Origin of the sequence: Caldanaerobacter subterraneus (genome assembly GCF_004345675.1) — a bacterium.
In the GTDB taxonomy this organism is placed as follows: Bacteria; Bacillota; Thermoanaerobacteria; order Thermoanaerobacterales; family Thermoanaerobacteraceae; genus Thermoanaerobacter; species Thermoanaerobacter subterraneus.
Window position 1 is genome coordinate 83,365 of the sequence record NZ_SLWU01000007.1, and the last position, 26,570, is coordinate 109,934.

Genomic DNA, 26,570 nt, shown 5'->3' on the forward strand with positions numbered 1-26,570 from the left:
TTTAGCTGGGAAAATTATTTTAAAGGGAAAAGAGGAGGGTAAGGATGAACTCAAGCAAAGGAGGAAAAGATGACCTTCTTGTAAATTCTGTAATACAAAAGCTTTCCCGCTATGACCTAAATCTTCCAGATCTAATCATAACAGCAAACAACGGTGTCATAACCTTGGAAGGATATGTAAAAAATTTAGAGGAGAAAAAATTGCTCAGTCAAATTGCAGAGAGCGTAGAAGGAGTAAAAAAAGTAATTGATGAAGTAAAAATCAGGTAGAAGTCATAGAAGCTATTCTATGACTTCTACCCTTATGTTATTTTTCATTGCTTCTTTTTTTAAGGGATTTACGACATCCCCATGTAGTATCACATCCAGTGCAGACCTTAAGGACTTTCCGACTATTATCTCAGTTATGTTATTCTCTCTTGCAAATTCCGCAAGAGTTTTTGAAATTTTCTTTCCAACTAGAATTGACACTCTTCCTCCGAGTTTTTGAGCCATATCAAAAAGCTCAAGTAAGACTTCATTTTCTTTTAAATCCTGTGAGATATCGCTGTTTTTGTTAACGTATACAACGCAAAACTCACCATTGGTCTCTTTTGCCCTCTGGGCACCTCTTTCCACAAGCCTGCGTGAGCTCTTCTGAGGTGTTATACACACCATGATTCTGCTCTTCACGCTAGGCTCGTAACTAAGTACCATCTTTAAAAAACCCCTTTCAGGCACATATTTGCCCTTCTATAATTAATTATATGCGAAGGATTCTCTTTATGTCAAATTTCCTTTCCTTCTTTAAACTGTCAAAAAACTCCTTCATTCTTTTTATTTCTTCTAAACTCGGTCTCTTAGAACCGTACACGGTTTTATTGTATATTCTGGTAATTTGCTCAAAATCTTTATACCCTTCTTTTGCAACGCGCTCCTGATACTCCAAAGTCGTCTCCGAATCCCTCATTGTGAATCCTCTTTTAGAAAGCTTTCTTACTATTTTGTCATAGTAATATATAACGAGATACTTTTCGTCCTTATCCAGAGTTTTTTTCTTTTTAAAGTACAATGCAAATATACTAGATGCCATTATCAATAGAAAAGCCCCTAAAACTTCTATCAATTTAATCTCTTTCTTTTTATCTACTGGCGCATTTTCACTACCTGTCACCTTCTCGCTCTGGCTCATCCCTTCCTCAATATTTTTAAAGTCCTCTTCCCTTCTGTTGTCAGGCAAAATATCCTCTTTAGGCAAATCAGAAGATGTAGAGGATAAAAAGATAGGAAATTCGATAGAAGGATAATGAGGCGTTGGCTCAAAAGTAACCCATCCGTAGTCATCAAAATAGACTTCTACCCACGCATGCGCATCTGCTGTTGTCACTATATATTTCCCATTTTTATCTGGAGCAGGCGGCAGTTTAAACCCTACTACATATCTTGTAGGAATTCCTACGGTTCTCAGCATAACAGCCATAGCCGTAGCGTAGTGAGTGCAGTAGCCTTTTTTGAGGTCAAAGAGAAAATAATCCACAAAGTCTCTGCCTGGCGGCGTAGGGGGAACATCGAGAGAATATGGAAATTTCCTCAAATACTCTTCTACCGCCTTTACTTTATCGTACTGATTTTGCTTATCCTTCGTGAGGGAATAAGCCAGTTCTTTCACTCTTTCAGGAAGATTAGAAGGATAAGAAAGATATCTTTTCCTTTCTTCCTCACTCAAACTCGTACTTCCTTTTTCTTTTAAGTCTTTTAAATCTATCGATGGAGTCAAATATATTACAAAGTAAGGCTCTCCTGTGGCATGGGAAGTTTTTGCCTTTAAATTAAGATTTTCTTCTTCATAGTAAAAACTGTCGCTCAATTTATAAGGTTGCCATGGAGAAAACAGAATGTCCGATTTGATATTTACAGGAATAATTTTTAGACTCTTTATTTGGTACTTGACATTCCTGCTAAAAGTAACTGGAATCACACCACCTACATTCTCATAGCGATACTGCTGAACATAATTTGTCCATCTGCTTTTCCCTGAAGGAGAGGTGACATACTGGTCATACACCATCCCCCTCAAATAAGTGCTTTCTTTTGTCTCCACTTCCATCACTACAGAGTTTGAAACTTTTGCGGCTCCCCCTAAGTCACTTGCAAAAGACACAAAAACATCTTCTGCAGGAGTCCCTTTGGGTTTTCCCTCCCCATTCCTCCATTCCCTTGTAAACGGAAAAGTATCGTAAAACCAGTTTTCTAATCTATCCCATTTCAAAGGGCTAAAGGCCTTTGGCATAAGTTCAGCGCCAAAAGCGCTTATGGAAGAGAAAAGCATCACAATAGCCAAAAAAGCAGAAAGAGGACCCCTCAAGCCGTTTTTCCTGAAATAATTTTTAACCCCTATGTCAGTAAAGCAAAGGAGCACATAAACCATCAAGTAAAAATAGGCTTTATCCACATAGTTGTACCATTGAACTACAAAAAATATCATACCTGAAAGCAACGTTAAAAACCAGCTTCTCATCAAACCATTCATCGCGCTTATTAAAAAAGTCACAATTCCTACAGTTACAAATAATGTAAAGACTTTGTACTTCTCTGTAAGGGCGCTAAAAGCAGGTGAAGAAGGCGCGTAATTCATGTATGCGTTTATCCATTTGACAAAACCTTCAATGTAAAGAAATATACTCACCAAAATATCCCTATAACCGAAAAAGAGGGCAAAATCTCCTATAAGAATTATAATCAGCAAAAGGACTATGAGCAAAGGCCTTTTTAACAAAAAAAGGAAAAAGATCGTAGAAACTGCTGTCAGCAGAAAGACATAAAACCAAGGAAAATGAAATTTAAACCCCTCAAGAGCTGAAAAAACCACGACTAAAGACAAAGCTATATTAATGGAATATTCATACAAAACTTCCTTTAACCTTCTCCCCATTTTTATGCCTCCAAAATACCATTCCTACTCTTATCTTATCAATCTTGTCCTTAATTTTTCCATAATCATTTACATAGTAAATGAGCACTTCTACTCCTGTATCTTGAAGTTCATGTAACTTATTTAAAACAAAGCTGTCAAGATAGGGCGTTATTAAGACAAGAGTTGCATCCTTAGGGATAACCACATCTAATCCTTCAAAATCTAATATGCCCTTATCGTAGACAGGAAAATTCTTAATACTCGCTTCCATAAAAGCTCCAAAATCCCTTATAGTCCGCCCTCTCACCTGAACTTGCCCTGAAGGATAATCAAGCAAATTCACGGGAATTCCAGCAAGAAGGCAGTATTTAGCTACAGAAACCATGCATTCAGCACATTCCTCATCCAGCTTGCCATCTACATCGTCTAAAAAATGGCCTTTATTGAGGTCCCACAGCAAATAAACCTCACTCATGGCGGATATCTGAAACTCTTTAGCGTAAAGCTCACCTTTCTTAGCCGACACCTTCCAATGAATTCTTTTAATGCTATCTCCCGGGACATATTTCCTGAGCTGCAGCATGTTGGTATAATCTTCAAAGGCTCTGTTTTTTGCCTCAACAATCCCCAGCTGTTGGGCCGCCTTTAAACTAGGCTTTATATCCCTCACCTTAGGGAAAACCTTTAATTTTATTTTGAAATCGTAAAATTTCACTCTAGTAAAAATTCCAAAAGGGTCCTGAATTTTTAACTCAAAAGGCCCTACAAAATATATTCCCCTTCTGGGGAGTGTAAACTTTTTCTTAAACTTTTTATTTTTGAAGCTTGCCAAATAGCCCTCCATCAGTCCAAACTTACCACTTACAGTAGAGTAATCCCTTATTTCTACATTAAATACCGGCAAAAAGCTATTATTTATGAGATTTATCTCATATTCCGCCTCTTCTCCTACAGTGAATTTCTCTTCGTGAGCTATTATATATAAATCAAGGGAATTTTTAACATAACGCAAATAAAGATAATTTAAAAGAATGAAAATAGCAAATTCGTAGGTCAATAAAAAAATTATTTTACCTGCAGTAAAGACTGCAAAAGTAAGCGTCAAAAGCAAAAGGAAAAAAATCATCAATTTACTACGCATATCTTCTTACCACCGGCACTTTTGTAGTATCCACTATATTTTTTATGAACATCCTCTCATCAAGCCCTTCAAACTTTTCCTCATTCCTCAATATGATTCGATGAGATAGCACTGGAACCGCTAAAGCTTTTACATCATCTGGCAGTACATAATCTCTTCCTTGACAGTAAGCTCTTGCCTGAGCTGATCTCATCAGATTCAAAGTAGCTCTTGGACTAGCTCCCAACCTTATGGCTTTGCTCTTTCTGGTGCTCGATACCAAATTCACTATATAATTTCTGACAATGTCTTCTACGTAAACCTTCTTTACTTCCTCCTGCATTTTTATTACTTCCTCAGCGTTTACAACAGGCTTAAGCTCCTCCAAGGGATTTTTTTCTTCAAAATTCGCCAAAATCTCTAGCTCCTCTGCTTCACTTGGATAGCCTATCTCTATTTTTATCATAAATCTATCAAGCTGGGCCTCCGGCAACTTAAAAGTCCCCTCGTACTCAATCGGATTTTGTGTAGCCAGTACCATAAAAGGTTTCGGCAAAGGATATGTGACTCCATCCACAGTAATCTGCTTTTCCTCCATAGCTTCAAGCAAACTTGACTGCGTCTTAGGAGAAGTCCTGTTTATCTCATCTGCTAAGACTATATTGCTCATTATAGGGCCTGGCTTAAATTCAAATTCCCTTTTTTGCTGATTGTAAACTGTCACTCCCACTACGTCTGAAGGTACCAAATCAGGAGTAAATTGAATCCTCCTAAAGCTTGCATTTATAGACTTTGCAAGAGCCTTGACAAGAGAAGTTTTCCCAACCCCCGGCACATCTTCAATTAAAACGTGCCCTTCTGCCAGCAAAGCTATAATGACAAGCTCCACTGCTTCTCTTTTCCCTATTATCACCTTTTCTATGTTTTCTATAATTTTCTCAACTTTACTGTTCATGCTCATCTTCATCGCATCCTTTAATAATTTTTAAAAGCTGCCACATGTCCTCTATAAAATAATCCGGCTTTTCCTTTTTCAAAAGCTCAAAAGGAAGAACTGACCACTTTACCGCTACGCTTCTAACTCCAGCACTCCGAGCAGAAAGTATGTCGTAGGGGCTATCTCCTACCATTAAAGCTTCTTCCCTAGGGCTTTTAAGAAGCTCTAATGCCTTCAAAACAGGGTCAGGTTCGGGTTTATGCTTTTCTGTATCCTCAAGCCCTACAAGTACGTCAAAGTACTTATCTAGCTCAAAAAGCTTCAAACCCCTTTTTGCTAATTCTCTCCTTTTTGAAGTTACAACAGCTGTTTTTATCCCTTCCTCTTTTAACCTTGCAAGGACTTCTTTTACGTCCTCTCTAATTTTAGTATACCTATCGTGGTACTTCTCATTGTAATCTCTATAAGTTTTTAACATAATTTCCCATTTATCTTTGCTAAACCTCTGCAAAGTCAAAGGCAGAGGTTCTCCAAAATAGGGAATTACCTCCTCAGCCCCAATTTTGTACCCCAAATGCTTTTCTACAGTATAGACAAAAGATTTTATTATAAGCTGGTTTGTGTCTATTATCGTGCCATCTAAGTCAAAAAGCACTGCAGTTATCTTCATAACATCCTTCCTTTTAAATATTCCTTTTTCTTTAGTATACAAAAAAAAGACAAGAGTAACAAGAGGATAACACACTCATTCGGAAGTTTTTTGAAAATAAGCTATGATCCCTTTGTAAATAGCCCACGCTATTTTGTACTGATAATTAGGGTCGTTTAACAACCTTTCTTCTCCAGGATTTGACATAAATCCGCATTCTACAATCACTGCAGGCATCTTAGCATTTCTTAAAATATAATAACTGTTGGAGCTCTTTGCCATCCTGTCATTATTTGGATCCAGGGTTTTCCTGAGTTCTTCTTGAATTAATTCCGCTAGCAACTTCCCCTTTTCAGAATTTTGCTGGTAAAACACCTGAGCTCCTTTATATTTCGACTGGGAAAAGCTATTTTGATGTATGCTAATTAAAACATCCCCCTCCACCTGATTGGCCTTTAAAACCCTGTTTTTCAGGTCTTTTGAGAGGGAAGAATCCGACAGAGAATCGTCTTCTCTTATCATAACTGCAATGCCCCCTGTGTGTTCAATCAGTTCTTTCAATTTTTGTGCAATCTCTAAATTCAGTTCATCTTCATCCTTTCCGTATTTCCCCGGTTTTCCCGGGTCATAACCTCCGTGTCCAGCGTCAATTACAATTATTTTATTCATTATTGGCAATGTAGTAAAAACAGAAAGATTTTTTGTCTGCCAATTATATGAAAAAACTGAAACAAGCAACAACAAGCCAAACAAAAGCCATCTTTTTAATCTCACATGGCCCCTCCTTTCCTCTCATAAAAGTTTCACTATAAACAGTCTATTGTCACTTAATAAAAAAATTCACATATTATGAATCTAGGAAAGGAGGTAATAATATGATTACAATAGAGATACCTTACGTCGTTCAGCCTGGCGATACTGTATTTTCAATTGCAAGAAAGTTCAACACTTCTGTAGATGCCATAATAACCCGAAATAACATAATCAATCCCTCTTTGATATATCCAGGTCAAAGGCTAATAATACCAGTACAGGGCAATTACTACACAGTACAACCAGGTGATACAGTGTATTCAATTGCTCAAAAATTCAATGTGCCCTATGAAAGCATAATATACATTAACAATCTGAGCTATCCTTATAACATCTACCCAGGCCAAAGATTGTTCATTCCCGGAATATCAATGAACTATCCGCCATCACCGGTACCACCTATTCCATCCTCCGGCCCCTGTCCGAAATACTACACTGTGCAGCCAGGTGATACTTTATGGAGCATAGCGCAGAAATTTGGAATATCCATAGATGAACTCATCCGAGCTAACTACCTCGTAAATCCAGGTATGATATACCCAGGGCAGACTCTCATAATACCATGCCCTTCGACGCCTCCAGTAGAATACCCTACTTTAAGGCTGGGAGATAGAGGACCTTTTGTAGTTAACTTACAGGCTCGCCTTAAATCTCTTGGCTTTGATCCAGGACCTATTGACGGAATCTTTGGTCCCAAAACCGAAGCAGCTGTAAAGGCTTATCAGCAAAGCAGAGGTCTACCCCCTACCGGCATAGTTGATGAAACAACCTGGAATGCGCTTTTATTTGCCACACCTCCAGCACCACCACCTGCTTCCGGAAAAGTATATATAGTAAAGCCTGGAGAATCCCTGTGGACAATAGCCCAAAAATTTAATACAACAGTAGAAGCTATATTAAAGGCAAATCCTGAAATAAAAGACCCAAATCTGATATACCCCGGCCAGAGAATAATAATCCCTACTTCACAGCAGGCTGCCACCTCTCAGGAAATAATTACTGACAAAGAACCACAAGACAAGGAAGAAGAAAAATAGTCAGGAGACTTCTCCTGACTATTTCTTTAGGCTTTCTATATACTTTTCTGCAGCGTAAGCGGCTGTCGCTCCATCTCCTGCAGCTGTTATCACCTGTCTTAAAAGCTTGTGCCTTATATCTCCTGCAGCAAAAACTCCTGGTATATTGGTTCTCATATCATCATCAGTGATTATATACCCATACTCATCTAACTCTACAATTCCCTTTACAAGCTCTGTATTCGGGTCATAGCCTATAGCGACAAATACTCCATCCACATTTAACGTACTCTCTTCCCCTGTCTTCACATTTTTAAGCCTAATTCTCTCTACTCCATACTCTCCCTCAACATCAACTACTACAGTATTCCAAATGAATTCTATCTTTTCATTGGCAAAAGCCTTTTCCTGCTCTATTTTGGTAGCTCTCAACTGGTCTCTCCTGTGAATTATGTAGACTTTTTTAGCAAATTTCGTAAGATAAAGAGCGTCTTCTACTGCTGTATTTCCTCCTCCTATGACAGCAACAACTGCATCTCTGTAAAAAGCACCATCACAAGTAGCACAGAAGGAAATACCAGCCCCTATAAATCTATCCTCATTTGGAACACCTAATTTCCTAGGTGTGGCTCCCATTGCCAAAATAATAGCTTTAGCTTCATAAGTTTTATTATTAGCAGTTTTTACTCTCTTTACTTCTCCCGTAATATCTAAACTTTCTACGTCTTCTAAAACAATCTCAAGCCCATGTTTTCTAACTTGAGCTTCCATTTTTGCCACAAGGTCAGCCCCTGTAATTTCTTCATATCCCGGGTAATTCTCTAATTGATAAGTATTTACTATTTGCCCTCCTAAATATGTTTTTTCAATAAGTACTGTTTTAAGTCTGGACCTCGCCGCATACAACCCTGCAGTAAGCCCTGCAGGACCTCCACCTAAAATGATTAGATCGTACATAATAAAATCACTCCTCCTTTAAAAATAAAATTAATGCTATAAAATTATGGAAGCAGTAAAATCACTGCTTCCATAATTATATCACAAACTTTTTTTATTTACATCATCCCTACCGGTTGCTTAAATTTATTCTTTGTCTCTTGTATATCCTGTGGCTGAGCTGCTTTAACAGGATACCATCCTCTTTGGTTCACCGCTGTCCAAACTGTTCTTTGGTCTTCTAAAGTAGAATTTAAAAGGTTAATATATTCTCTTCTTATACTTTCATTTGCAGCTTCCACTGCCGCATGACTTAACATCTCTACTGCCAACTTGTAATTTCCTAAAATATTCATCATAATCTCTTTGTCAGTAATTTGCTGATTGCCGTACACTATTAACCTCTCCTTTCAGCTTAAATGTCTTAATAGAGAGCTGAAATTATTTTGACACCTATTAGCCAAATTTTGACACAAAGCTTTAAGTTGTGGGTCCTGGCACCTTGTAGCATAATCATTTAAAGTTTTTGTCATATTTTGTTGCATTGACAAAATATCGTCAATATAAAGCAATTCCTTGGTTGAAAGTTGCATCAAATCCTCCTCCTTTTTCTCTTTAATTTCACTTTTAATATGCACATAAAAATAAAAAAATATGCAAGTTTCCCCGCATATTTTCACTTTATATATCCCTTTCTTTTTAACTTTTCTATATGCTCTTTAAGCTTTTCTTCAATATTTATATTGTACTTTTCTTCTAGCACAAACATCATTGACACCGCTACTTGTGCAACATCTAAAAGTTCTTCAGAAATTTTTTCCATTATCTCTTTCTCACTTAAAGTGACATTTTCTCCATTTAATCCTCTGAACTTTCCTATAGCTTGAGCCAATTCTCCCGCTTCTTCCATTAGCTTGAGAGCTGTAGATTCTAGCGAAGGGGTTAAATTATTAAGTTTTGGCAAGCTTATTTCTTTAAAACTGGTTTTCATAATCTCCTCTCCATTTTTAGGCTTTTTTCCGCCTTGCCATAAAGAAAGTCAATTGAGGCGCTACTTCTTTCATTAACTCTAACATTTTAAAAGAAGTATTTCGTATATCCCACTGCGCTTCATTAGTGCACCTCAAATTTGCAAAGTGGTCAAATGCCCACAAATCTGCATTCATGACAACTAACCTTTTATGAGCATTTGTGACCACATAAGAACTTACTTGAGGCAATTTTTCTTTTAATTCTACAAACAACTCCTCTGAAGCCTTAATAGCATCAACTAAAATATCAGAAGCATTAGCCTTCTCAATATTAGGAGGAATTACAAACCCATTTTCAATAGTAGGTTCACTATAGTCAAAAAGTATAGTCCTGTGCCTCAAAAGTTGATGCCAGCTAGCTTCACTTATTTTCAACTGAAACTTAAACCTTACAGATCTAAAAGCCTCAATTAAATGGTCAAATTCACCTATACCCTCAACTGCTTTTTTTATTATTCGCTCTTTTTCTTCTTCTGCCATCCTCTTTACCTTTTCTTTAACCGTCTCAAAGTTTTTCCCCGAATATGTAAACAAAATATGCGCTACAACGATATCCAGAGGCGAAAATTCAGTATCCTTTCCCGTGTAATCTATTAAAACAACATCTTCTGAAGAAGGCGCTAATTCTTCTTCAAACTCCAAAGTATTAACTATTTCTTTTAATTTTTCATTAACTTCTAATTGATAAGGAGTAGGTGTCAAATGTCGCAAAGTACTTGGAGCAATTTTCTCTCCTTGCTCTACTATTCTTTCAGCCAATAACTTAGCTTCTTTAGTAGGGTGTGCAAAAAGCTTTCTCACTATATCCTGCAAATCTAATGCATTAAGTGCTACAGCAAAGCTTGTCCTTGTAGCTAAAATAAGAGCATATCTTGCGTCCTCAAAAGCAATTTTACTAATTCTCTTTAGAAATTTTTCTTCACTTTCACCTTCCTTTTTTTCTTCCGTGTAAGCTAAATAGTTTGTCAAAACCTCTACAAGCTTTTCATACGCATCATAGGAGGTCTGCCAAACTTTTAGAAATTTTTCTTTTAAATCAGGCTTTTCTTCTAATTCTGGAGGTATCACTACTTTATCTCTTGTAGACTTTTGATACCTTTGGCTCCACTCTATAAAAGCAGGTCTTCTGTTCATAAGCTCAATATCCCCTGACAAAAGCCTTGAAACATCTTCCACACACAGGTGCATTAAATGCTGTTCAGCAATAGAAGAATGTCCAAACCTTTCCACCCACTTTTCGTGAAATTCTTTCGCTTTTTGTATTGCTTTTTCTAAAGGTATGTTGTGTTTGGGTATATAGTCAGTTATGTTTAAATCTCCATCTGTCAAAGACTCAAGTATATTAAGCCTCCAACTGGTGTCTCTTCTACTCACTTTTGAATTTATAGGCGGTATGATAAATTCTGGAAGTGAATGTATAAAATAAACGGGACCGTATACATCTGTTACAAAATTCTCTAAAAGCCTCTCCTCTTCAGGAGTCAATTTTCTCATTTTCATGTCAAAAACTCCCTTCAAAATCGTAAAATCATCACTTTTTCCACTTTATATTATTATACCATAAAACCTTTTTTAAAAAGGGAAATAAAATCGGTAAGTATAGAACACCTCCAGTTTATAAATCTGCACAGCCCGCCAGCTTTTCCTAAATTTCATAATCAACAATGCACCTCGTTAGCTTCTTCGGTTCTTTTGACAAAAACCAACCTTACTAGGTTTCCTTCCATAGAATAAATTGAGATTTCTGCATCATTTATTCTAAACACTTGACCAATAGCTATGTTTTTTCCTTCATTGCTGGCCAAAATTGATATAAGTTCTCCTATAGTATTTGCCATATTTTCGGGAATATTTACATTTGCTATCTCATTTACCTCCCATATTGGCATACTTGAACTTACTATAGCGCCTTTTTCTGCATGAAGCCTTTCTGGGGTGTATATTTTAATAAGTAAAAACAGACCTCCTAGAGCCACAACACCTATCAAGACATCGAGGGTAGTTTTTGCTTCCATAATAATTTTTCGCGCTATAGCATAAAGAAGAACTTCTACCACGCTTGAAGGAGTGTGCCTGACTAGCATTATAACCAACTCAAGGCCGATTACGAGTAAAAGTATATGACCTAAAAAGGTCCTCAATATCTCATAAGTTTGCAATGGTGGGTGGTTTATAATAAGGTTTAAATACCTTATAAGGTCCAAAAAGCTAATTGCAACCCCGCTAATTACGAATAAAGCCAGCAATGCTTCCAAAAAAAACACTATCCTCGCAAAATTTTTGGGCAATCGCCACCTGAACTTTTCCCAAAAGTTTAACATAAGCCTTTAACCTGGTCACCCAAACTGTACAAAAGTGTACAGTTTGGATGGTTGGGGTATTTATAGTCCGCCTTTCAGGCTGTCCCAACCCCAACTGGCGGTATTTGGGAAGCCTACGCTCCTGCCCCAAGAAGCAGGAACTTGCGCCAATACTTGGTCCCCCCCTCCCCCCCACTTGTCCTGCATTAACAACCCCTTCAGGACAGAGAAGTCTCTTCGCACCTTCTCAGGGGAGAGTGGTGTTACCACCGCTACTTTGAGAACTTGCCAGAAATCATAGGTACTAAAACTTGTTCCATCCAGAGGTTTGAGTGCCCCTTCTGACTCACTCTCAAGGCTTTGTATAAACTTTATTGCTTTGTTTATTTCCTTTAAGTGCTTCTTCTCTTCCTTTTATCAGTTTATTATTGTTTTTCTGTTGAGACGTATTTTTGTTTTTTGTTTATTATCATTTGGATTAAAATTGTACCTTTTTGCATTAGTATTTTCAACTGTTGTTACCTTCTTATTTTTCAAACCCAATAAAGTTTTATGTCATTATGTTAACACCAAATATAGCGACGAAATTTGAAATGCCAAAGAAATCTAGAACTGATTATCAAAAAACAATAGGGTTAATATCATTATATTAAACTTTTTTTGATTATTCAATCAACTTTTACCTCTTTTTCTAAGTAGCTTTTTTAATCATTTCCTGTAAGTTTTCAAAAGCCTTGTGCCAAAACAATACCCGCCCTGATCCTCATCTTACATTAAAAAATCACAGGGCGGGAAAATAATATCCTTAGATACCTACAGATGAACTAAACTCCCTCTTTGTCGAAAAACTCTCTAGTCAACTTAAAGACTGTTCCGCTCAAACCTATAAGACCAATGAGGTTCGGTACCGCCATAAGGCCGTTTAAAGTATCCGCCAGGTCCCACAGTGGTTCAAGTCCACCCACTGCACCTATTACCACAAAAGGTATCCATATAATTCTGTATATAATCTTTACGCCTACGCCGAAGAGATACTCGGCACACTTTTCCCCGTAATAGGACCAGCTGAGCAAGGTTGAGAACGCGAAAAGCAGTATACCTATAGCCACTATAATGCCGCCCGGTCCTGGAAGCCCCTTGTTAAACGCAGCGGTGGTCAACGCAGCGCCGGTAAGCTGCTTGCCAGCCGCATCCACCTCGGTCCATACGCCAGTGGTAAGTATTGCAAGGGCGGTTAGCGAACATATAACAATGGTATCCATGAAAACCTCGAAAATTCCCCACAGACCCTGGCGGACTGGATGGTCAGTGGTAGCCGCAGCATGGGCTATAGGAGCGCTACCCAAACCAGCTTCGTTAGAAAAAATACCTCTGGCCACACCATAGCGCATCGCCATCATAACTGTAGCGCCAGCAAATCCGCCAGCAGCAGCCGAACCCGTGAAGGCCTGACTTATTATCATACCGATGGCTGAGGGTAGTTTTGATATATTTAATAAAATTATTATTAAAGCTCCAACAATATAAAAAGCAGCCATAAAGGGCACCAGTTTTTCAGTAACTGCAGCCAGTCTCTTTAAACCCCCAAGGATTACAAGGGCAGTCAATATTGCAAGGGCTATACCGGTATATAACTTCGGGACCCCGAAAGTCGTTTTAAGAGCATGAGCTACTGAATTGGCCTGAACCATATTGCCTATACCAAAAGCAGCTAGTGCACCAAACAGGGCAAAAAGCACCGCTAGCCATTTCTGTTTAAGCCCCTTCTCCAGATAATACATAGGCCCACCGGCAAAACTTCCGTCGGGTTTTCTGTCTCTAAAATGAACCGCCAGCACGACTTCACTGAATTTGGTTGCCATGCCGACGAGAGCAGCGATGAGCATCCAAAAAATAGCTCCCGGTCCGCCAAGTGCAATAGCCGTAGCGACACCCGCGATATTGCCGGTTCCAACCGTCGCCGCCAGAGCCGTTGCCAAAGCCTGAAAGGGAGTTATTTCTCCTTCTCCCTTCTGGGACTTTTCAAACATTTTAAACAACGTGTTTTTCATTACATAAGGGAATTTTCTAATCTGTATGAATCCCAGACCTATGGTAAGTATAAGGCCCGTTCCAACGATAAGAATAAGCATAGGTGGACCCCATACTATACCATTAACAGTACTATTGATTTCCAATAATTTGTCCATAATATAACCCCCTCTTTCCTCTATTATCCTTTTTATTTATAATTGGGCTTTGGCATGGGAATCATAACATCCTTTCTCACCTCTCTTCCCTTTTCAGTTACCATTACTCCTGTCAATATAGTGGACATATGCTCCGAATTATCCTTCTTTTCCAATAAATTTAAATTTATGCACACCCTAGAAGATTACTCCACTCCTATATATATATTCTATATAATCACGGAGATCCCTTCATTATTTAGAAATAAAATTCAGCTTAACCTCTTGTCACCATAGTAAAATCACTACTTTACCCTTACTGCATGGTTACGTTATCCTCATCGCAAAGATTTCGGTTCTTTGTTAAGAGTTGGGAGGGATATTTTTTTGAATGCCCGCCCTTTAGTTTTAAACTGTTTTCTTTCACTATTTGTATCCATTTCTTAAATTTTTTTGCTTCTTCAGAAAATTTGCATTTTAATATATTGTTAAAATTCTCCTTTAATCTATGTGCAATCTTCAAATCTTTGCTATACTAAAACATTACTTCTAATTTTTCTTTTTGTTGCCAATTAAACATATTATATTTTGCAAGAATTAACCGCCTACTCCTCCATTCTATGATATCGTAGTAAAAAACAAACCTTTTTTCAGCATTATGAAGGTTTTCTTATCCCATAATGGTATGTCCTTTATCTTTTGTATTCTATAATCGTGTACTTTTGATGTTAATCTTTTGCATTTTGGACAAATATATCTTCTATTATGTCTTCAAAAATCATATCTTCAGCTTTTAGAAATTCTGTGAATAAACTTCAATGCACTTATTCTAATGCTTCCTTTTGATAAATTTTGTTGTTTAGCCAATTTTATTGTAGCAGGCATTCAGAATAAGTGCGCTGTTTTTTATGGGTTGTTCTTTTATCTATCCCATCCCAACATTTATTATAGAACCTAAAAAGATAACTGTTTTTCCCATAACTGGTGACCCATCCGCGACTCGAACGCGGGACACCCTGCTTAAAAGGCAGGTGCTCTACCTCCTGAGCTAATGGGTCCCATGGTGGAGGGAGATGGATTTGAACCATCGAAGGCATACGCCAGCAGATTTACAGTCTGCCCCCTTTGGCCGCTTGGGTATCCCTCCACATTTTTATTGGCAGCTACAGAGCTATTTTATCACACAGATGCCGATTTGTAAATAGTTTTTATTGGAAAAGCACATAATTTTGCTTTTGTATCATTTTCATTATATAATGTAAATAGCATTTTAATGATAACGGAGGAACTCATATGAAACTCGTATCGTGGAATGTAAACGGATTAAGAGCTTGTCTGCAAAAAGGCTTTATGGATTACTTTAAGGCGATAGACGCGGATATCTTCTGCATACAAGAGACGAAGCTTCAAGAAAGCCAAAAAGACATTGAGGGGCTAGACCTTAATGGGTATTATGCCTTCTGGAATTTTGCAGAGAAAAAAGGCTATTCTGGCACAGCAGTATTCACAAAATATAAGCCTCTTTCCGTATCATACGGCATAGGAATTGAACACCACGATAAAGAAGGAAGAGTAATAACACTGGAATACAAAAAGTTCTTTTTGGTAAACGCTTATACACCTAATTCCCAGAGAGGACTCACAAGGCTTAATTACAGAATGGAGTGGGAAGAGGATTTCCGAAGTTATCTTCTTAAGTTAGACTCTGTAAAACCAGTAATTTTGTGTGGAGACCTCAATGTTGCCCACAAGGAGATAGACATAAAAAATCCTGCTGCAAATAGGCGAAATGCAGGATTTACAGATAAAGAAAGAGAAAAAATGACCATTTTACTAAATTCCGGCTTCATAGATACTTTCAGATATTTCTATCCTGACAAAAAGGACGCTTATACCTGGTGGTCTTATATGCACAATGCCAGGGAAAAAAACATAGGATGGAGAGTCGACTATTTCATCGTATCAGAGAGATTAAAAGACTACCTTACAGACTCTCAAATCCACTCTGAAGTAATGGGAAGTGACCACTGCCCTGTAGTTCTTATAGTAAAAGAAGACCTCATAAAATAAAAGCCCGAAAAGGGCTTTTTAATATTCATCTCTTCTTATTCCGAACTCTGCTGACTCCACCCATTGTTCTGCTTTTCTTAAATGTCCAATTAGGTTATCAAAGAGCTCCTTGTGCTTTTGCTCTTCTTCTATCAAAAACTCAAATAGTTTTTTCTCTTTTTCTTCCACTGCATCTTTCAGCATCTTCTCATAAAGCTCTATGCTCTCTATCTCTTTTTTCATAGCCAGCTCATATACTTCAAGCTGCGTAGGAACAGGCCTTATGTCGCTTTTAAACTCTTTTTCTTTTTCAAATACATTTTTATACTTTTCTGATACATCCGTTTTTTCAAGCTGATAATCCATTTTCTTAGCCCACTTTTCAATCATTTCAGCATGCTTTTTCTCATCCATGGCTAAATCCAAAAAAAGTTTTTCTAGGTGGGTTCCTTTGTGTTTTTCTGCCTGCTCCGTGCAAAATTTTTCTCCGTCTTTTTCCATCTTAATCGCAAATTCCAAAGCGTTCATACTTAACTCTCCTTTCAAAATTTTAAAAAAGGGGCTTTCACCTACATATAGTATAGATGAAAGTGTCTAAATCCTTCTGGGTCTCGCATGGTCTCAACCAGGCTTTCACCTACATATAGTATAGATGAAAGCCCTTTTTTTCATTCTACCTTTATCTCTTTGCTGTTTTCCCACAAGCCATGAATGTTGCAATAGCTTGTAGCGTAAATTGTTCCAGATTTCTCTATTTTAAACTTCACTGTAACTTCAGGCTCTGTAAATGCTCCGTATTCTCCGTGGGATGTAAAATTGTAGTTTCCTATCTCCACAGGGAATTTATCGCCTTCACCTTGGAAATATACCTTTATCCACTTTATGTGGTGCTCCAGAGTGTTAGGATGAGGTATTTCCTCTCCTATATTTACTTTAACCTCAAAAGCTTCTCCCTTCTTAACCTTTTCCGGACTATGTATAACCGGGACATGCTTTTCCCCTTTCCAATCGCCGCTCTGATACAAAGCACCAAATCCTGTCGGTGCACACATAACTCGAACTACCTCCTTCTAATTTTTACCATTTCATATTGTCCTTCAAGGTCTCCAAGTCCTCTTCATGCTCAATTTCATCTTCCAATATCTCGAGGACCAAATGATATGTCACCGGGTCAATGTCTTTTAATTCAGAAAGCATTTTGTTGTACACTTCAATCGCGCACTGTTCTCCTTTTATATTCTGCTCCAGCAGTACTTTTACATCTGGATTGTCAGGTGCGTCATATCCACAATTGGTAAGCTTGTACCAATCTTCGGGCTTTATTATTGGGGTTCCTCCTAGCTGAATAATGCGTTCAGCTAATTTTTCAGCGTGTTCCAACTCTTCTCCCGCATGCTCTGCAAGTTCAGCTGCAACAGCTTTTCCCATAGGTCCCCTTGCTATTTTTGCCCCTATCCAGTATTGGTAATAGGCAAGCCACTCATCAGCAAATGCCTTATTGAGCATCTCTATGATTTTATCGGCATGTCCCCCCACAATTTCTCTTCCTTTTGTACCCATTGAATTTCTCCTCCCATACACTTTTAATATTCCACCAGCCTTTTTTATACAGGCTAGTGTCTTGATTTAATTATATCATAGTTCAATGGAAAATCAATATCTTTTGAAATTTTTTATACTGAAATGTTTTTATCAATTGATAATAAATATCAAAAAAATAAAAGCGAGGGGAAATCCTCGCTCATTCTACCTTAAACTGCTTAATCGCCTCAATCAACGTGTTTGCATAGCTCTTTAACTCATTTGCAGTTGAAGCCATCTCTTCAACTATCGCCGACTGCTCTTCTGATGTGGCTGATACTTCCTCCGCCGACGCTGCCGCCTCTTCTGATACTGCCGCTATGTTCTGTATTGAATCTACTATCCTGTTCTTGTGCTCCTCTATCTCCCTCAAAGATTTCGTCAAATTCTCTATCTTCTCCACTATGAATTTCACTGCATTTAGTATCCCTTCAAATACGTCCTTTGTCGTATTTACTACTTCGCTCTGCTCCTCTATTGACCTCGTGGAGTCTTCTACCGTCCTGTAGGTGTTGTTTATCGTAGACTGTATCTCTGCTATCAAGTTCGCTATGTTCCTCGCTGCCTGGGAGGACTGCTCCGCTAATTTCCTAACTTCATCTGCTACAACTGCAAAGCCTCTTCCTGCTTCCCCTGCCCTCGCTGCCTCTATCGCTGCATTTAAAGACAATAAGTTCGTCTGGTCTGCTATATTTGTTATTGTCTCCACTATCTTTTCTATCTCTGCCGATTTTTCTAACAGATAATTTGTCGCCTCTTTTACGTTGTTGTTGGCTTGTATTGTGTGCTTTGTCTTTTCTATTAGCTCTTTTATCGTGACAAGACCTTCATTTGAAACCATGTTCACATTTTCTACTTCATGGTTTATTTCCTCAGCGTTTTTGAGAGAACTATCTATAAGCTGCCCTAAGACCACAGTTGCATTGGCGCTTTCTTCTGCTTCTTTCGCCTGACTCGATGCCCCTTGAGCTATCTCTTCAATCGCCTTTGCTACATCCTGTGTAGCCTGAGCTGCCTGCTCTGAAGCAACTGCCAAGTTTTCTGCAGAGTGGTTTACAGATTCTGATACGCTCTTTATGTCAAATATTAGCTTCTTTATGCCTTCTAACATTGTGTTAAAGCTATTTGCAAGTACTCCTACTTCGTCCTTTGCCTTTACATCGGCTCTTACCGTGATATTGCCTTGTGAAGCTTCTTCCATAGCAGCTACTACTTTCTTTATGCCTGAGGATATGGAGTTGGAGAAGAAGTATGCAATTACAATGCCTATTAGAAGTATTACTATGCTCACTGTGATTATGAAATTGGTAATCTTGTTCATGTCTCGTACTAGTTCTTCATTTTCCATGGCCACAGCTGCTTTCCAGCCAAAAGCCTCTAGATTTCTCACACTGGCAAATTTGTACGCCCCATTAAAAGTGTAGTAAACAGTGCTGTTATTAGCCTCCATTATCTTTTTCCCAAAATCGTATTTATATATAGAGGTAAAAAGCATATCCTTTTTGGGATGAACTATAACTGTGCCGTCTTTTGTGAGTATGTACAGGTAACCTGTTTTCCCTATGTTAATTGAGGCAATATTTTTTGAAAGCTGCTCTAAAGTTATGTCTATCCCCACTACTCCTTTTAAGTTGCCACTTGAATCAAACACTGCCTTTGCAACTGTTATTTCGGGAAGTTTGGTGACAAAGTCCTGATAAGGTTTGGTCCATACAGGTTCTCCCTTGGCATTTACCGCATCCTTATACCAAGGCCTTTCCGTAGGGTCATAATCTCCTAAATCCTGTGGTGGATATAAAATCATCTTCTTTGAAGGAGTAGCAAAATACACATTCATCGCATCAGGCATAGCCTTTTTAGCCTCTTCCAGCTTTTTAAGCACTGCCTCATCAGGAACAGTCTTTTCATCGTAATCAGATATGACACTAGATTGCGATAAAATGTAAAGCATAGACTCTGTATCTTTTTTAAAAGAACTTACATATTTGTTCAGAACAGATAGAGCTGCCTGGTTGGAATCGTTTATTTTAACTTTAAGAACAGATTCTGCAATTCTCGTTGCAAAAAAACCACTTATAGCAAGAGGAATTGATATCATCAACACAATAAAAAGTAAAAGTTTTGTCTTTATGCTTTTCATCTTTAGTGCCTCCCCTTCTTCTGGCTTTTGTCTTTTGTAATAATTTAGCTGCCTCTCACCTGCCACCCCCTCTTAAACAATTTTCGACATAATCTGACAAAATTATATCATCCTTTTACAATCAAGTCAATTTTCCTCTCTGATGCCAAAACCCCAGGACTTAAATTGTATATCTCATCAAAAAAGGCTACTTTAAAACTTCCCGGGCCTTCAACCTTGGGATTTTGCGCCGCCTTCTCTCCTGCAATTCCAAATGCGACAAAGGCCTCCAAAGTTCCATCAAAATAATCCTCAGCCACTGCACAAAAGCTCGCCACCACTGATGTGAGCATGCACCCCGTACCTATTATTGTCCCCATCATAGGATGCCCATTTTTTACATAGGCAATTTTCTTTCCATCAGTTATGACATCCACTTTTCCTGATACTGCAACAACACATCCACACTTTACTGCAAGGTCATAAGCAATATCGGATATATCTTCCTCTTCCTCTACCGCTTCAACTCCCCTTATTTTTCCTGTTCTTCCACTTAAAGTAGAAATTTCTGCGCTATTTCCCTTTATCACACTAACCCTGACTTCCTCAATAATCCTCTTAGCGCTTTTAGTCCTCAAACTTGTTGCTCCGGCTCCAACCGGGTCAAGAATCACAGGTACACCGTACTGGTTTGCTGCTTTACCTGCTTTTATCATGGTATTAACTTCTTCCACGCTTAAGGTACCTATATTTAGAACAAGAGCATTGGCACTTTTGACCATTTCTTCTACTTCTTCAGGGGCATATGCCATGACAGGCAATGCCCCTATAGCCAAAGTTATATTGGCACAGTCATTTACTGTAACCACATTTGTAATATGATGTATAAGAGGTTTTTTGTCTCTTAAAAGCTTCAAAAGCTCACTCCCCACATTATTTCCTCCTCTCTTTAAAAGCTCTTCTTATTTCCCTTAACATATCTTTCGTATTAGCCTCAATATCTCCATCAAAAATACCTGCTATTGCAGATATCCCATCTACTCCTGAATTCAAAATCACTTCATAAGCATTAGTTTTATTTACCCCTCCTATGGCTACCACAGGTATACTTACAGCTTCTTTTATTTTTTTAACTCCTTCTATACCTATGACCTCTGCCTCAGGTTTTACAGGCTGTGCAAATACGGATCCTGCTCCTATGTAGTCAGCTCCTTCTTTTTCTGCTTTTACAGCTTCTTCAACAGAATACGCAGATCCTCCCACTATTTTGTCAGGTCCCAATATTCTCCTTACAACGCCAACAGGTAAATCATCAGGCCCCACATGTACACCTTCGGCATCTACAGCCAGGGCTATATCAACTCTGTCATTTATAATTAGAGGAACATTATACTTCCTTGTAACTTCCTTTACTTTAAGGGCAATTTCATAGAATTCTCTGCTGGATATATCTTTTTCCCTCAGCTGAACCACAGTAACACCATTTTTAATAGCTATCTCCACCGCTTCAGCTATGTCCATCCCTTTTATAAAGGACCTGTCAGTAATAGCGTACAAAGTAAAGTCTATCCACTTCACCACCATCCCCCCTTATTCAATCCATCACAAGGCCGCCATCTACAACCAAATTTTGCCCTGTCACCGCTCTCGCCCAAGGTGAAGCAAAAAACAGCACTACATCAGCCAAATCTTCAGGAGCAGTAACTTTCTTCAAAGGAGTGGTCTGTTCAATTAAATCAAAAACCTCTTTACTGGTAGCCGAACTCGCATCTGTAACTTTTAAAAGCCCTCCGCTTACCATGTTGACAGTGATGCCATACTCTCCCAATTCTTTTGCCATATTGCGTGTAAAACCGATCAGAGCAGCTTTAGCAGTGGTATAATCGTGGTAAGGAACCACTGGATTCTGAAACAAATTAGTCCCTATATTTATAATTCGGCCAAAGCGCATCTTTTTCATATCTTTAAGTCCTGCTTTTATAGTGTTCAAGGCCCCTTTTACAGCTCCTTCTAATTGTTTTAAATAATCTTCCCACTCAATTGTTTCAGGAGTTTTTCTGTTCATCGGATCAAAAACATAGTCAATCAGCGCATTGTTCACAATAGTAGTGACGGGTTTCCCAAAATACTTCTTTGCTTCTTCAAACATTGAAGCTACTTGATTAAAATCTCTTACATCAGCTCTAATAGCAACAGAATTTCTTCCCAGCTCCTCTGACAATTTTTGCGCCTTTTCTTCGCTTTTATAATAATTTACTACCACGCTGGCTCCTTCTCTAGCAAAAGCTTTAGCAATGGCAGCACCTAAGCCTCGGCTAGACCCTGTAACAAGAACTACCTGTTCTCTTATTTCCACAACAAACATCCTCCTTATTCTATTCTTTAAATTCAACATTCCAGAAATGATTTGTGGGTCCCACTCCATGCCCTATAGAAAGAGAATTTTTTATGGCTCCTGTGATGTACCTTTTAGCCCTCTTCACCGCCTCTAACAAATCATATCCTAAAGCCAAGTTTGCTGCTATAGCTGATGAAAAAGTGCATCCTGTCCCATGTGTGTTTTTAGTGTTAATTCTCTCCGCTTTAATTTCGTAAAATTCTACTCCATCATAAAACACATCCACCGCTTCTCCTTCTAAATGTCCGCCCTTTACCAAAACTACCTTTGCGCCTAAACTTAAAATTTTCTTTGCAGCTTCCTTCATATCCGAAATATTCTTTATCTCCATTCCTGCCAATTCTCTGGCTTCCATCAAATTTGGCGTAACAACAAGACTTAATGGCAACAGCTCCTCCTTTAATGCTTTCATCGCCTCGGGTTTTAAAAGAGGGTCTCCACTCTTCGCAATCATGACTGGGTCTAAAACAACTTTTTCTACTCCGTATTCTTTTAAGCCCTTTGCGATAGTTTTTATAATCTCTTCATTGGATACCATGCCTATTTTAACTGCATCCGGATACAAATCCTCAAAAATAGCTTTCATTTGCAAATAAACCATTTCTGGAGTAACATCTAAAATCCCTAATACTCCTAAAGTATTTTGAGCCGTTATTGAAGTAATGACGCTCATTCCAAATACTCCGTGGGCAGAAAAAGTCTTCAAATCTGCCTGGATTCCTGCTCCTCCTCCTGAATCTGAACCAGCAATTGTAAGAGCTAGTTTCATATACTCACCTCCAAGATAATAAAAATATGCCCACCTGAAAAGGTGAGCACTTTTTACAGATTCCGTAAAACGTGCTTCCCTTCGCAGGCATTACCCTGGTCAGGTTCTAAGGGTCGGGAACGAATCCCCTCTCAGCCATTTCTGGCTCCCCTAGCACTTTGATATTCAATTTTTTTAAGTTCTTTTGCTTCTATTATATCATAAGATTAGAAAAATTCAATCCAATTTATTTTCAAAAGCATCAAATTTTATAGGCTTTATCTGTCACGCAATTTATAGTCTTAATCACAATTCTCCTGTCGACTGGTATTTTTTCAGCCCTTGGTAAAGGATAACTTTTAAAACCAAATAATATAATAAGGGAGATGAATAACACCATATACTCTCGTATACATTGCTCTTACCAAGGGCAATCCTTGCAGGAATTGCACTAAATAAGAAAATGGGAATTGCATATATGAGCAAATTGCGAACAATTTTCGGGAAAACCGTGTCAGGTTTTTCTGCAACTGTTAAAAGCTGCAGGACTATCGCTGAAATTGCTTCAGACCTTAAGCCAAAAAGGGTGAAACTGTATACTATGAAAAATAAAAGTCCCATTAAAATAGAAGCACTGAAAATTGAAATGATATAAGCTATTGTCAATTTAATTCCACATATTTTCATACACCATATATTTAGAAATATTAACAAGGGGGTTGAAAGAGCTGCAGGAAAATTTAGGTTTTTTAGTACAATGTATTTTATGAGAGGCTGTGGTTTTAGTAAATCAAAATCAAAATACCCTGTTAAAACTGATTGTCCAAACTTAGAAACAGCTTCTGCAAAGAAAATTGCATATAGGTTGTTTACTAAAAAGAAACAGGTTATATAAAAAAGAATTTCTTCTCTATTATAATCACCAAAAACGTCAATTTTTTGAGTAAGCAGGTAATAGCCTAAAAATGTCGCAGTGTATAAAGATAAGTCTGCCAAAAACCAGCTTACCAAATTTGCTCTATATTGAATTGCTTTTTTAATTGAAAATCTTATAGATTCTATTAGCATGTTTTCACGCTCCATGAGAGGTGTATTTTTTTAATCCATTTTTCATAAGTAAAAAAACAATGAAACCAAGTATTAACACCCAGACTAGTGAAATAAACAATCCTTTATTTACTATTTCAATGTCAAAATTAGCATCACATATAAGCTTTGACGGGATATATGTCATATAAGGGAAAGGAGTCATTAGCATAATTGATTCAATTTTGCCAGGCAAAAGGTCTAAAGGGAAAATGGCACCTGAAAGAAGACCTGTCAGTAAGTTTCTAATGGCAGCTATGCCCCATATTTCTGTCAGCCAAAAAGATAACAATCCTATTATAAAGGAAAATAAAGCATTGAGTAAAAAACCCAAAATTAACGCTGCAGGTAGGTATAACAGCCGGTTTGCTGGGATTTCAATTTTTGCCCAAATTGAGATCATAATAATTATTGGCATATATAAAATTGCAAACTTTGCAAGGCTTGAAGATATGTGACTGTATGAAATACTGGTCAGATAATCTACTGGAAGTAAAAGCTTTTGGCCAAATCTGTAAGTTTTTATATCCTTTTCAAGGTCATGTTCAGCATGAATTTCTGTAAATAGAAGTATTACATTAGAAATGATAATGTAAATCATCATTTCTTTCAGAGTGTAATTTATGGGATTTCTTTCAATTAAAGACCTCCAGAGAAAGAAGTTTATTAGGATTGGTACAATTAGGGAACTTAAAAGCTCTCCTATAAGGTAAATTCTATACATTAAGAGTCTTTTTATTGAGTAGTCAAAATATCCCATGAAAATATACAATGTTCTCATTTTTCTGCACCCTTATACAATGATTCTATGATAATATCGAGAGTATCATCGTGAAAATTTATATTTGAAATTTCAGCCTCATTTGACAAAACTCTCATTACATTTATCGTTTCTTCTGGACTAAATCTGATGAAATATTCTTGTTCTTCGCTTGCTTCTTCTACTTTATAATATCTGCTGATTCTTTCAACTGCACAATTGCTTGCGTTAAATCTAACCTTTCTGATGTTGGGAATCATACTTTTCAGTTTCTCAATTGTTCCATAATATAGCTCTTGACCTTTGTGGAGTATATAGATGTTGTCGCATAAATCTTCAATATCAGTTATGTAATGGCTTGTTAGTATTATAGAGGCATTATATTTCTTTTTATAATTTTTTAAGTAATTTCTAATTGTCCTTTGGGTGATAAAATCCAAGCCTAAAGTAGGCTCATCAAGAAAAACAATTACTGGCAGATGAATAAAAGATAATATCAATTCACCTTTCATCCTTTGTCCTAAAGACAGGGTTCTGACCTGTTTTTGCAGGTCTATTTCTGACAAGCCCAATTCTTCTGCCATTGATTTTGCCCTTGAAATTGCTTCTCTTTTGTCAATAGAGTAAATGGAGGCAAAAAGTTTTACAGAATCAATAATAGATAAATCAGGATCTAACTGCCCTTTTTGTCCCATGACTAATGATACTTTTCTTCTATAATCTTTGCTTCGTAAAAAGGGGTCTTCTCCCAGTACTCTTATGATACCTTCATCTGCTTTAATAATTCCAGATACTAGTTTAATAGTAGTAGTTTTCCCCGCACCGTTTAAACCAATCAGTCCAAGTATTTCTCCTTGATTTACAGTAAAAGAAATGTCCTTTACTGCTTGTATGTACTTGTACCTTCGCTTAAAAAAGCTTTTAACTGCATTTATCACGCCATTTTCTTTTATGTATACTTTGTAAGTTTTACTGACATTTTTAACAATTATCTGCGAATTCATGACCCTCTCTCCTAAAAAGTTCCATATGCCACAAATCCTTTACCTAAATTACCAGTTAAACGTTTGATTTTATTTTAACAAAAGAAAAATAGAAATGCAATTGCTTTTTATAAATGGCAAATTTATTAGTAAATATGTTCTAAATGGGAAATAAGTCAGCAAAGAAATATTTTATGCCCAAACACAACTTGCTACAAAGTAAATAAAACTCAGCAAATAATCTGTATATATACAAAAAAGGGTATCGACACAATGTCGATACCCTCTAATATGCATAAGCACTGGAGCTAGCGGTGGGATTCGAACCCACGACCTGCTGATTACGAATCAGCTGCTCTGCCTCTGAGCCACGCTAGCAAAATAAAAATAAATGGTGCCTCGAAGTGGAATCGAACCACTGACACAGGGATTTTCAGTCCCTTGCTCTACCTACTGAGCTATCGAGGCATAAGAAAATGGCGACCCAGAAGGGACTTAAACCCTCGACCTCTAGCGTGACAGGCTAGCGCTCTAACCAACTGAGCTACTGGGCCGCATTTTTATTAAGTTAGAAAATGGTGGGCCTTCAGGGATTTGAACCCCGGACCAATCGGTTATGAGCCGACCGCTCTGCCAGCTGAGCTAAAGGCCCATGTTGTGTTGGTGACCCCGACGGGATTCGAACCCATGTTACCGCCGTGAAAGGGCGGTGTCTTAACCACTTGACCACGGGGCCATCATAAAAACTGGCTCCTCAGGTAGGATTCGAACCTACAACCTACCGGTTAACAGCCGGTTGCTCTACCCTTGAGCTACTGAGGAGCATTTATTCCGGCAGCGACCTACTCTCCCGCTTATGCAGTACCATCGGCGCTGGAGGGCTTAACTTCCGTGTTCGGAATGGGAACGGGTGTTTCCCCTCCGCTATCGCCACCGGATACTTAGACCTTCAAAACTACACAAAGCCTTCAGGGTCAAGTCCTC

General features: G+C 38.0%; 30 protein-coding genes, 8 tRNA genes, 1 rRNA gene, 1 pseudogene and 1 riboswitch. Of the genes and pseudogenes, 3 read left to right on the forward strand and 37 right to left on the reverse strand.

All coding sequences use genetic code 11. The features are described from left to right. Nucleotides 1-44: 44 nt before the first annotated feature. The gene (locus EV203_RS04670; RefSeq protein WP_022587973.1) at nucleotides 45-269 is read left to right on the forward strand and encodes a BON domain-containing protein; all 225 of its coding nucleotides are present in this window, start codon (nucleotides 45-47) and stop codon (nucleotides 267-269) included. A gap of 12 nt (nucleotides 270-281) precedes the next feature. On the opposite strand, the gene EV203_RS04675 is transcribed toward EV203_RS04670, so the two are convergent. From EV203_RS04675 to cwlD, 6 genes are all read right to left on the reverse strand, one after another. Beyond that, nucleotides 282-695 (reverse strand): universal stress protein, encoded by a 414-nt coding sequence (locus EV203_RS04675; protein ID WP_011026278.1) that lies wholly within the window; start codon nucleotides 693-695, stop codon nucleotides 282-284. 46 nt (nucleotides 696-741) lie between these two features. Continuing rightward, on the reverse strand, nucleotides 742-2,910 hold the full coding sequence (locus EV203_RS04680; protein WP_009610635.1) for a transglutaminase TgpA family protein: 2,169 nt from the start codon (nucleotides 2,908-2,910) through the stop codon (nucleotides 742-744). Next, nucleotides 2,879-4,018, reverse strand: coding sequence for a DUF58 domain-containing protein (locus tag EV203_RS04685; RefSeq protein WP_243700580.1), 1,140 nt, complete (start codon nucleotides 4,016-4,018; stop codon nucleotides 2,879-2,881). Before EV203_RS04685 ends, EV203_RS04680 begins: the two co-directional genes overlap by 32 nt. A gap of 7 nt (nucleotides 4,019-4,025) precedes the next feature. Further along, nucleotides 4,026-4,973 carry an AAA family ATPase gene (locus EV203_RS04690; RefSeq protein WP_011026280.1) on the reverse strand — a complete coding sequence of 316 codons (948 nt, stop codon included), beginning with the start codon at nucleotides 4,971-4,973 and terminating at the stop codon, nucleotides 4,026-4,028. After that, nucleotides 4,957-5,619: a pyrophosphatase PpaX gene (gene ppaX, locus EV203_RS04695; protein WP_041587361.1), complete on the reverse strand. Its 663-nt coding sequence runs from the start codon at nucleotides 5,617-5,619 to the stop codon at nucleotides 4,957-4,959. The genes EV203_RS04690 and ppaX overlap by 17 nt, the downstream gene beginning before the upstream one ends. A 75-nt stretch (nucleotides 5,620-5,694) precedes the next feature. Continuing rightward, the gene (gene cwlD, locus EV203_RS04700; RefSeq protein WP_011026281.1) at nucleotides 5,695-6,372 is read right to left on the reverse strand and encodes an N-acetylmuramoyl-L-alanine amidase CwlD; all 678 of its coding nucleotides are present in this window, start codon (nucleotides 6,370-6,372) and stop codon (nucleotides 5,695-5,697) included. Nucleotides 6,373-6,473: 101 nt separating this feature from the next. Here cwlD and EV203_RS04705 point away from each other — a divergent pair, with 101 nt between their 5' ends. Continuing rightward, nucleotides 6,474-7,448: a LysM peptidoglycan-binding domain-containing protein gene (locus tag EV203_RS04705; RefSeq protein ID WP_009610639.1), complete on the forward strand. Its 975-nt coding sequence runs from the start codon at nucleotides 6,474-6,476 to the stop codon at nucleotides 7,446-7,448. A gap of 18 nt (nucleotides 7,449-7,466) precedes the next feature. On the opposite strand, the gene trxB is transcribed toward EV203_RS04705, so the two are convergent. The 13 genes and pseudogenes from trxB to EV203_RS04765 form a co-directional block, all read right to left on the reverse strand. Then, nucleotides 7,467-8,384, reverse strand: a complete 918-nt coding sequence (trxB, locus tag EV203_RS04710) for a thioredoxin-disulfide reductase (RefSeq protein WP_132039367.1) — start codon at nucleotides 8,382-8,384, stop codon at nucleotides 7,467-7,469. 98 nt (nucleotides 8,385-8,482) lie between these two features. After that, nucleotides 8,483-8,758, reverse strand: coding sequence for a spore coat protein (locus EV203_RS04715; RefSeq protein ID WP_132039369.1), 276 nt, complete (start codon nucleotides 8,756-8,758; stop codon nucleotides 8,483-8,485). A gap of 15 nt (nucleotides 8,759-8,773) precedes the next feature. Next, nucleotides 8,774-8,956 (reverse strand): spore coat protein, encoded by a 183-nt coding sequence (locus EV203_RS14205; RefSeq protein ID WP_132039371.1) that lies wholly within the window; start codon nucleotides 8,954-8,956, stop codon nucleotides 8,774-8,776. Between the two features lie 83 nt (nucleotides 8,957-9,039). Next, a complete protein-coding gene (locus tag EV203_RS04725; protein ID WP_003868493.1) occupies nucleotides 9,040-9,354 on the reverse strand; it encodes a MazG-like family protein in 315 nt (104 codons plus the stop codon). A 16-nt stretch (nucleotides 9,355-9,370) separates the two neighbouring features. Further along, on the reverse strand, nucleotides 9,371-10,894 hold the full coding sequence (locus tag EV203_RS04730; protein ID WP_132039372.1) for an FAD-dependent thymidylate synthase: 1,524 nt from the start codon (nucleotides 10,892-10,894) through the stop codon (nucleotides 9,371-9,373). 158 nt (nucleotides 10,895-11,052) lie between these two features. Continuing rightward, nucleotides 11,053-11,658, reverse strand: coding sequence for a transporter associated domain-containing protein (locus EV203_RS04735; RefSeq protein ID WP_243700581.1), 606 nt, complete (start codon nucleotides 11,656-11,658; stop codon nucleotides 11,053-11,055). A gap of 225 nt (nucleotides 11,659-11,883) precedes the next feature. Beyond that, nucleotides 11,884-12,102 (reverse strand): annotated as a pseudogene (locus tag EV203_RS13715) (IS200/IS605 family accessory protein TnpB-related protein); the annotation flags it as partial. A gap of 416 nt (nucleotides 12,103-12,518) precedes the next feature. Then, nucleotides 12,519-13,883 (reverse strand): alanine/glycine:cation symporter family protein, encoded by a 1,365-nt coding sequence (locus EV203_RS04745; RefSeq protein ID WP_132039376.1) that lies wholly within the window; start codon nucleotides 13,881-13,883, stop codon nucleotides 12,519-12,521. A gap of 32 nt (nucleotides 13,884-13,915) precedes the next feature. Then, nucleotides 13,916-14,038, reverse strand: a complete 123-nt coding sequence (locus EV203_RS14055) for a hypothetical protein (RefSeq protein WP_279432248.1) — start codon at nucleotides 14,036-14,038, stop codon at nucleotides 13,916-13,918. Between the two features lie 140 nt (nucleotides 14,039-14,178). Then, nucleotides 14,179-14,385 carry a hypothetical protein gene (locus EV203_RS04750; protein ID WP_132039378.1) on the reverse strand — a complete coding sequence of 69 codons (207 nt, stop codon included), beginning with the start codon at nucleotides 14,383-14,385 and terminating at the stop codon, nucleotides 14,179-14,181. Between the two features lie 95 nt (nucleotides 14,386-14,480). After that, the gene (locus EV203_RS14290; RefSeq protein ID WP_132039396.1) at nucleotides 14,481-14,615 is read right to left on the reverse strand and encodes a transposase family protein; all 135 of its coding nucleotides are present in this window, start codon (nucleotides 14,613-14,615) and stop codon (nucleotides 14,481-14,483) included. Between the two features lie 229 nt (nucleotides 14,616-14,844). Further along, nucleotides 14,845-14,920 (reverse strand) — tRNA-Lys (locus EV203_RS04760). Nucleotides 14,921-14,923: 3 nt separating this feature from the next. After that, nucleotides 14,924-15,009: transfer RNA gene (locus EV203_RS04765), tRNA-Tyr, on the reverse strand. A 146-nt stretch (nucleotides 15,010-15,155) separates the two neighbouring features. Here EV203_RS04765 and EV203_RS04770 point away from each other — a divergent pair. After that, nucleotides 15,156-15,932 carry an exodeoxyribonuclease III gene (locus EV203_RS04770; RefSeq protein ID WP_132039380.1) on the forward strand — a complete coding sequence of 259 codons (777 nt, stop codon included), beginning with the start codon at nucleotides 15,156-15,158 and terminating at the stop codon, nucleotides 15,930-15,932. Nucleotides 15,933-15,950: 18 nt separating this feature from the next. On the opposite strand, the gene EV203_RS04775 is transcribed toward EV203_RS04770, so the two are convergent. The 18 genes from EV203_RS04775 to rrf form a co-directional block, all read right to left on the reverse strand. Then, a complete protein-coding gene (locus tag EV203_RS04775; RefSeq protein ID WP_132039382.1) occupies nucleotides 15,951-16,439 on the reverse strand; it encodes a ferritin-like domain-containing protein in 489 nt (162 codons plus the stop codon). A 140-nt stretch (nucleotides 16,440-16,579) separates the two neighbouring features. Next, a complete protein-coding gene (locus EV203_RS04780) occupies nucleotides 16,580-16,963 on the reverse strand; it encodes a class II SORL domain-containing protein (RefSeq protein ID WP_022587746.1) in 384 nt (127 codons plus the stop codon). A gap of 25 nt (nucleotides 16,964-16,988) precedes the next feature. Then, a complete protein-coding gene (locus EV203_RS04785; protein ID WP_132039384.1) occupies nucleotides 16,989-17,471 on the reverse strand; it encodes a ferritin-like domain-containing protein in 483 nt (160 codons plus the stop codon). 181 nt (nucleotides 17,472-17,652) lie between these two features. Continuing rightward, a complete protein-coding gene (locus tag EV203_RS04790; protein WP_132039398.1) occupies nucleotides 17,653-19,632 on the reverse strand; it encodes a methyl-accepting chemotaxis protein in 1,980 nt (659 codons plus the stop codon). Nucleotides 19,633-19,739: 107 nt separating this feature from the next. After that, nucleotides 19,740-20,543, reverse strand: a complete 804-nt coding sequence (gene thiM / locus EV203_RS04795; RefSeq protein WP_132039386.1) for a hydroxyethylthiazole kinase — start codon at nucleotides 20,541-20,543, stop codon at nucleotides 19,740-19,742. Nucleotide 20,544: 1 nt separating this feature from the next. Then, on the reverse strand, nucleotides 20,545-21,180 hold the full coding sequence (gene thiE / locus EV203_RS04800; protein ID WP_132039400.1) for a thiamine phosphate synthase: 636 nt from the start codon (nucleotides 21,178-21,180) through the stop codon (nucleotides 20,545-20,547). A 25-nt stretch (nucleotides 21,181-21,205) separates the two neighbouring features. Next, the gene (locus EV203_RS04805; RefSeq protein ID WP_022588956.1) at nucleotides 21,206-21,967 is read right to left on the reverse strand and encodes a 3-oxoacyl-ACP reductase; all 762 of its coding nucleotides are present in this window, start codon (nucleotides 21,965-21,967) and stop codon (nucleotides 21,206-21,208) included. 19 nt (nucleotides 21,968-21,986) lie between these two features. Beyond that, on the reverse strand, nucleotides 21,987-22,778 hold the full coding sequence (gene thiD / locus EV203_RS04810) for a bifunctional hydroxymethylpyrimidine kinase/phosphomethylpyrimidine kinase (RefSeq protein ID WP_132039388.1): 792 nt from the start codon (nucleotides 22,776-22,778) through the stop codon (nucleotides 21,987-21,989). A gap of 59 nt (nucleotides 22,779-22,837) precedes the next feature. Continuing rightward, nucleotides 22,838-22,940: riboswitch (TPP riboswitch) on the reverse strand. A gap of 123 nt (nucleotides 22,941-23,063) precedes the next feature. Beyond that, complete coding sequence (locus EV203_RS04815; RefSeq protein WP_132039390.1) at nucleotides 23,064-23,825, reverse strand: ABC transporter permease; 762 nt, start codon at nucleotides 23,823-23,825, stop codon at nucleotides 23,064-23,066. Nucleotides 23,826-23,829: 4 nt separating this feature from the next. Beyond that, on the reverse strand, nucleotides 23,830-24,624 hold the full coding sequence (locus EV203_RS04820; RefSeq protein WP_132039392.1) for an ABC transporter permease: 795 nt from the start codon (nucleotides 24,622-24,624) through the stop codon (nucleotides 23,830-23,832). Next, complete coding sequence (locus EV203_RS04825) at nucleotides 24,621-25,607, reverse strand: ABC transporter ATP-binding protein (RefSeq protein ID WP_132039394.1); 987 nt, start codon at nucleotides 25,605-25,607, stop codon at nucleotides 24,621-24,623. The genes EV203_RS04820 and EV203_RS04825 overlap by 4 nt, the downstream gene beginning before the upstream one ends. Before the next feature lie 282 nt (nucleotides 25,608-25,889). Next, nucleotides 25,890-25,964 (reverse strand) — tRNA-Thr (locus tag EV203_RS04830). A gap of 14 nt (nucleotides 25,965-25,978) precedes the next feature. Next, nucleotides 25,979-26,054: transfer RNA gene (locus EV203_RS04835), tRNA-Phe, on the reverse strand. A 9-nt stretch (nucleotides 26,055-26,063) separates the two neighbouring features. Then, a tRNA-Asp gene (locus tag EV203_RS04840) sits at nucleotides 26,064-26,140 on the reverse strand. A 22-nt stretch (nucleotides 26,141-26,162) separates the two neighbouring features. Then, nucleotides 26,163-26,238: transfer RNA gene (locus EV203_RS04845), tRNA-Ile, on the reverse strand. 9 nt (nucleotides 26,239-26,247) lie between these two features. After that, nucleotides 26,248-26,322, reverse strand: a tRNA-Glu gene (locus EV203_RS04850). 11 nt (nucleotides 26,323-26,333) lie between these two features. Beyond that, nucleotides 26,334-26,408: transfer RNA gene (locus tag EV203_RS04855), tRNA-Asn, on the reverse strand. A 7-nt stretch (nucleotides 26,409-26,415) separates the two neighbouring features. Next, nucleotides 26,416-26,524, reverse strand: a 5S ribosomal RNA gene (gene rrf / locus EV203_RS04860). Nucleotides 26,525-26,570 lie beyond the last annotated feature (46 nt).